Annotated in this window: 8 protein-coding genes; 6 read left to right on the forward strand and 2 right to left on the reverse strand. The window is 38.8% G+C overall.

Annotated elements, in window-relative coordinates:
* Positions 1–128: 128 nt before the first annotated feature.
* The 3 genes from BTV98_RS13075 to BTV98_RS13085 are packed head-to-tail and all read left to right on the forward strand — an operon-like array spanning position 129 to position 2906.
* Positions 129–1466: a virulence factor TspB C-terminal domain-related protein gene (locus tag BTV98_RS13075; RefSeq protein WP_075103757.1), complete on the forward strand. Its 1338-nt coding sequence runs from the start codon at positions 129–131 to the stop codon at positions 1464–1466.
* A gap of 1 nt (position 1467) precedes the next feature.
* Positions 1468–1749 (forward strand): DUF2523 family protein, encoded by a 282-nt coding sequence (locus BTV98_RS13080; RefSeq protein WP_075103758.1) that lies wholly within the window; start codon positions 1468–1470, stop codon positions 1747–1749.
* Positions 1749–2906 (forward strand): zonular occludens toxin domain-containing protein, encoded by a 1158-nt coding sequence (locus tag BTV98_RS13085; protein ID WP_075103759.1) that lies wholly within the window; start codon positions 1749–1751, stop codon positions 2904–2906. The genes BTV98_RS13080 and BTV98_RS13085 overlap by 1 nt, the downstream gene beginning before the upstream one ends.
* Positions 2907–2943: 37 nt before the next feature.
* Here the strand turns inward: BTV98_RS13085 and BTV98_RS13675 are convergent, their stop codons facing one another.
* Positions 2944–3117, reverse strand: coding sequence for a hypothetical protein (locus BTV98_RS13675; RefSeq protein WP_178379388.1), 174 nt, complete (start codon positions 3115–3117; stop codon positions 2944–2946).
* Between the two features lie 212 nt (positions 3118–3329).
* Positions 3330–3533, reverse strand: a complete 204-nt coding sequence (locus BTV98_RS13090) for a hypothetical protein (RefSeq protein ID WP_075103760.1) — start codon at positions 3531–3533, stop codon at positions 3330–3332.
* A 103-nt stretch (positions 3534–3636) separates the two neighbouring features.
* On the opposite strand from BTV98_RS13090, the gene BTV98_RS13095 reads away from it, so the two are divergent.
* The 3 genes from BTV98_RS13095 to BTV98_RS13110 all read left to right on the forward strand — a co-directional run bounded on the left by BTV98_RS13095 (position 3637) and on the right by BTV98_RS13110 (position 5633).
* Positions 3637–4887, forward strand: coding sequence for a phage/plasmid replication protein, II/X family (locus BTV98_RS13095; protein ID WP_178379389.1), 1251 nt, complete (start codon positions 3637–3639; stop codon positions 4885–4887).
* An 11-nt stretch (positions 4888–4898) separates the two neighbouring features.
* Positions 4899–5225, forward strand: a complete 327-nt coding sequence (locus BTV98_RS13100) for a hypothetical protein (protein WP_075103762.1) — start codon at positions 4899–4901, stop codon at positions 5223–5225.
* Positions 5226–5426: 201 nt separating this feature from the next.
* A complete protein-coding gene (locus BTV98_RS13110) occupies positions 5427–5633 on the forward strand; it encodes a major capsid protein (protein ID WP_075103764.1) in 207 nt (68 codons plus the stop codon).
* Positions 5634–5731 lie beyond the last annotated feature (98 nt).

The raw sequence follows: 5731 nt of genomic DNA on the forward strand, positions 1-5731 counted from the left end.
AAAACTGATTGGCTTAGGTTAATCAGTTTTTCTTTTTTTAGGGGAACAGCCGTGGATAGTGCAAACTTATTTAACTGGTTAATAGTCATAACTGCCGTTATGACTGTGCGAATTATGATTTTTAAGATATGAGAAACTTACTATTTAACCTATTCATAGCCTTTGGCGCTATGCTCTTTACGGCTGTTACCCTCCCTGCCTTTGCTGGTGGCGCTGGTGGTTCATGGGGTGATGATAGCGGTTTTGGTGGTAACGGTGGTTCGTTCGGTGGTGGTGGCACTGGTGGTTCATGGGGTGGTACGTGTTCATATGGTAAGCATAGAGGTACACCCGATGAAGTATGTTCTAAGCTTGGCGTTGGTTCTGCTGTTAAAGTCAATTCTGCTGGTACTCTTTGGTGTTCTGGCTATGAATCGTCCTTTGCTGCAAATTGTGATTATGTTCCCCCTCCTCCCGATTGTCCTGTCGGTATGCACTATGAAGGTGATGATTGTGTCAAAGATTTGAAATGTCCTGCTGGATATAAAAAAGACGGTAACAAATGCATTTGGCAATGTCCTGCTGGTACAAAAATGGTTGGTGGTAATTGCGTCAAAGATGACCAGCCTGAAGATTGTGACCCTACGACGCAACAATGTGATGAAAACGGTGAGCCAGTTTGTGACCCCTGTTCAAAACTACAGCAATTAGTTAATAATAATTTAACGATGATTAATAATGATAATCGTGTCATATCTTTAACTGAAACATCAGTTAGCAACCAAAACACGATAATAAATAACACTGAAAACATTAATAATAATATTAATAATGTCAATAATAATATTAATAATGTCAATAATAATATTAATAACGTCAATAATAATTTAACTACTATTAATGAAAGCATACAAAACGTAATTAACACGATTGAAAATAATAAACCTGATTTTGATACGTCCGGTATTGAAGCGAAACTTGATGAGCTGATAAATAAAGAAATATCCGTTGGTGATGTTGCGGTTGATTTTTCGTCTATTTTGCCAAAATTAGATGAAATAATAACTGCCGTTGAAAGTAATAAATATGATGATACTCAACTTCAAGCGAAACTTGATGAGCTGATAAATAAAGACTTAAGTGAGGTAACAGAACGCCAAGATGAACAAACGGGATTATTAGAGGATATTAAACGCCTGTTGATGCCTACCAATGAAGCAGGTGACCCTGATTATGGAATACCTGATGCAGACGAATTTAACGCCCACTTAGACCCTTGGTCAGCGATAAGGGGTTTTGATGTCAATCAAAATATGATTAACGCCCAAGCTCAATGTCCTTCGGGTGATGCCTATAGTTTTACTTTTCTAGGTAAAACATTTGCAATGCCAATGCAAATTTTATGCGGTTATTTGGGACAAATAGGTGTAGGCATTATGTTTTTAGCCTATATCAGTGGCGCTTTTATCATAGTAAAAGGGGATTGATATGCCAGCTATAATTGTTGCTATTCTTAGGTGGTTTGTAGGCTTTGCTGTAGCAAAGTTCTTCGTTAGTCTCGCTATTGGGGTTGTCAGTTACTCTATCATTCAGTACTTTTTTGATAAATATATCAATCTTGCTTTGCAACAAATTAGCTATATGGGTGACGTAGCCCAGTTAATGGCTATTGCACAACTCGACCACGCTATTAGCGTGGTTATAGGCGCTTTATCTATAAAGGGCTTTATGATGGCTACTAAGGCAGCTATAGGCGTGAGGGGCAGTTAATGGCTATTGATTTGATTACAGGACAGCCACGGAACGGTAAGACACAGCGTGTCATGCCTATGCTCTATGATATACAAGCCGATAATGATAAAAGAGAAAAAGAGGGTAAAGAACGCGCTAAGATTTATATAGATGTTGACGGTATTAATGGCGATGATACGCCTATTCATTTTATTGACTGCATAACAACACTGACCAAAGAAGAAAAAGAAACAATTTGGTTCGGTACGCATGATGATCCTGCCAAGCCTGAAACGTTCTGGTGTCCTCCTTACGGCTCTTATTTCTTTTTTGATGAATGTCATAAGTTAGAATTTGTCAAAGACACCCACGGCTCAGTTTCCAAAAACCCAAGCACAATATCATTAAATGAACACGGTCACGCTGGTCATACGATTAAGCTCATTACTCAATTTCCGCAATACATACACACCCATATTAGAGGTCTTATATCAGAGCATTGGCACGTTAAGCGCAAGATGGGCACAAAGTGGGCTAGGGTGTATAAGTTTGATGAATTCAAACTAAATCCCCGAAGTGACACGACAATGAAAGATGCTCACGAGGTTGAAAACTTCTTCTTTAAAAAGAAGTGGCAAGATGCGTATAAGTCAGCATCAGCACATGAACCACAAAAAGTTAAAATTCCTATGATTTTACTTTTGCCCGTGGTGGCTCTTATCCTTATAGGTGGCTTTGCCTACTATAAGGGTAAAGACAGCTTCATTTTTAAAGATGAAAAGGTCGAAGAGGTGGTTAGTGAGACTCAGATAGACGACTTAAAAGCACAAAATCAGCAGCAGCTTGAAGAGATTAATAATATTCGCTTTGAGCTTAACGAGCTAAAAGCTAAGTATTTGCCTAAGCATATAGCGGTTTTGGCAGAACATGAGGACGTAAGACCAGCGATGATTATCGCAAGCACGACAAGTTGTGTCGCTTATAATACTTATGGTGAGCCTTTGCTTATTTCTGATAGTCTTTGTTATCAGATGAACGAGTCTCCTTCATTAATTCCCCGAAGTCGTCAAACCCAAGAAGTAAGCGCCAGTGTCGATGAACCTCGTGAAGATGGTTTTATAAGCCCTGTTTCTAGTTCTCTTCCTTCCGTCCAGCCCCAACAAAAGCCCTTTGAGTCTCCGCGCCCTTATTCATAAATTGTTTAATGGTTCATGCCGAAGTGCAAGCAATCTATTAGTAATTAACCCTTTGCCCTTTAGTTACAGTCTTTTTGTTCTTTGGTGTCTTAGTTTTCTGTGCTTGGCGGGTAGCGGTCAATAACATCTTTTCGTTATTGACTAGCGTTACCGCATAGGGGGTCGTTGACGCTGCCGTGAGGACTTTTCTTTTTTTGGTTTGTTTTCGCATAATGTACCTGGCGTTATGACACATGTAAGCCCTGATAAAATCTATTATCAGGGCTTACGTTTGCGCCTGTCGGCTTGCTCATAACGTTTATTATGCGAAGCTTAACCGCACCCCCATATTTTCGACCGCCCGCCCCACGGACGGACGTACGAAAATTGGGGGGTGGTTAATCCACCATATATGGTGGTGGATTTAGACGACAAATTTGACGTTTATTTGATTTCTCTACTTTCCCTAAGTTCTAAATATTCCCTTATATCTTTGTTTTCTGCCTTTTCTAAACCTACCCTTATCATTGCGTTTACTATTTCCGCTTCCTCTACTATTTCCCCTTCCTCGCTTATATATTTAACCGTTTTTTCTATAACTCCGTTCACTATATCCCCTCTTATCCTGTATGTTTTGCTTTCTTTCATCTTATCCCCCTAACATTTTTTTGTTAATTATGTTGCATTGTTGCACGTAACAATGTTACATTGCTTTATTGTTACACATATTTATAAATTGGTGCTATGCATTATGACATTAATGATAGATACAGTTGAGGTTCATGTTCCTGTACAGGCGATTTTCTGTAAGAAAACGTCTTTAACGGGTTATGAGATTATCGGTGATGTTACTGATTACGACTTGTCAGCGCATAGCCGTCATGTTCGTAAAGTTGAAGATGGTACGAATGTACCGTTTGAGCTTTATCATTCTTATGAGAGCTTGCCGACTAGTCATACAGGTATAGGCTTTAAGTTCATGCACAGAACTAATAAATGCCTACCTCATGTAATCTTAAATTGTTCCATCGCTAAAATTCTACAGGGTCATAACGTTTTTGGTAGTCTCGATATGATCGCTGGTGTTCTTGAAATGTTAGGCGTTTTTCGTGATACCTATCCCGAATTTTCAGGCTATTTAGATTTTAAAAAAGCTGAAATATCACGTTTTGATGTAACTCTACCAGTTCAAACGCAATCGCTTAATACTGCCGAGAAAATACGTGATTACTTCCGCTTTGTTGATTGGGGACGCTATCGTAATCTGTCAGTTTCTAACATCAAAGAGCATTACAATACCTTATACTTTGGCTCTGAAAAATCTAAGGTAGGGGGCTTTAAACTCTATTGTAAAGGCGTTGAGCTTAACAAAGTGGTTAAAGACCTTCAAAAAAAATCTAAGCAGGGCTGCATTACTAGCAATTATCAATTACAAAATATTTTTACTCCCGAAGTTATCGACTATTCAAACAAGTCTGTTCGCATAGAAGCAACAGTGAAAAAGCGCATGATAAAAGACTTTAATTTACCTACCAATTTATGGCAATTTCTAACGCACCAACTAAACGACCAAACTATATATAAAGAACTATTTGACCACAAAACAAAAGATTTCTTTCAAGCACTCGAAGGCATGGCTATGACACATACTGACGATATAGAAGTTTTTGACTTACTTCACGAGAAGTTAACGACTATTACCCCAACTGGTAAGGTTTCGACTACTAAAGCAAAACACGCCTATAATTTTTATAAGCGTTTAAAAGACGATGGTTTCTATGAAGTTAAAAGAACGTCTGACGTTCGTACATTTCAAAGAAATGTTAAGGCGCTTTGTGATGCTGGTTTTAGTCGTGCTTATCTGCAAAATCTAACCAAAAACCAAGACACCCCGATACTCCGAATACTTAATCTTGATTTTAACGCCCCTAATCCGCAATCTTTTCAACCCCCTGTTACTCAGTATTTTAACGAGTTTAAACAGTACTTTAACGCAGCCTAAAGGATACCACTATGCAAATTATGCTACCTACCTATGAAATTACCCCGACTTATTACCAGAAAAAGCTAAAGGATAAGGACGGTAATCCTACTGGTGAGACTACGCCAGTTATTCAGTTTGAAATCTATCAGCCCATTCAGTACACCTTGAACATTAGCCCTCAAGCTAAAAATGGCGATGAATTATTGCAAAAATTAATTTTAGCTGCTGATAATGGTGATACCTTGAAGGTTCAAGGTAATTCCGAAGTTCGCAGTTATGCGAATGGCGGAACACAGCATTTATTTAAAGCTGTAAGCGTTGATTATAACCCTAAGCCGATGATTAATAAGGCATAACTATGACTTATGTTTGCTCTACCTTAGATACACAACAACAATGCGTCCAGTGGGTAGAGCAGACGACTATAGTTGATGAACTCGCTATAACTAGAGCACAAGCTAGTGATTTATCAGTTGCTATTTGTGCCTCGCTTGTCCTAGGTTGGATTATTGGCGAGATTGGCAGCTTAATGAAGAACTTACTAAAAAGGTGATGTTATGAAACACATGAACAAAGTTAAAAAGTATGGCGCTGGTATCGCTGCTCTTGGCGCGACTAACTTCGCTATGGCTGCCGTTGATACGGCTGCTATCGTAACTGAAATTGAAGGTAACGAAGCTGGTATGACCAGTGTAGGTACTGCCATGCTCGGTCTAGTCGTTATTGTGGTTTTATTTACGATGGTTCGCCGTGTCTTAAAGTAAGCCATATTAGTTTTAAAAATTAAAACTGATTGGCTTAGGTTAATCAGTTTTTCTTTTTTTAGGGGAACAGCCGTGGATAGTGCAAACTTATTTAACTG

This window comes from Psychrobacter sp. Cmf 22.2 (genome assembly GCF_001921745.1).
Lineage (GTDB): Bacteria > Pseudomonadota > Gammaproteobacteria > Pseudomonadales > Moraxellaceae > Psychrobacter.

Coding starts and splice junctions, on each gene's coding strand:
- BTV98_RS13075 (WP_075103757.1), top strand. CDS start 129: ATGAGAAACTTACTATTTAACCTATTCATAGCCTTTGGCGCTATGCTC.
- BTV98_RS13095 (WP_178379389.1), top strand. CDS start 3,637: ATGACATTAATGATAGATACAGTTGAGGTTCATGTTCCTGTACAGGCG.
- BTV98_RS13080 (WP_075103758.1), top strand. CDS start 1,468: ATGCCAGCTATAATTGTTGCTATTCTTAGGTGGTTTGTAGGCTTTGCT.
- BTV98_RS13100 (WP_075103762.1), top strand. CDS start 4,899: ATGCAAATTATGCTACCTACCTATGAAATTACCCCGACTTATTACCAG.
- BTV98_RS13090 (WP_075103760.1), bottom strand. CDS start 3,533: ATGAAAGAAAGCAAAACATACAGGATAAGAGGGGATATAGTGAACGGA.
- BTV98_RS13085 (WP_075103759.1), top strand. CDS start 1,749: ATGGCTATTGATTTGATTACAGGACAGCCACGGAACGGTAAGACACAG.
- BTV98_RS13110 (WP_075103764.1), top strand. CDS start 5,427: ATGAAACACATGAACAAAGTTAAAAAGTATGGCGCTGGTATCGCTGCT.
- BTV98_RS13675 (WP_178379388.1), bottom strand. CDS start 3,117: ATGCGAAAACAAACCAAAAAAAGAAAAGTCCTCACGGCAGCGTCAACG.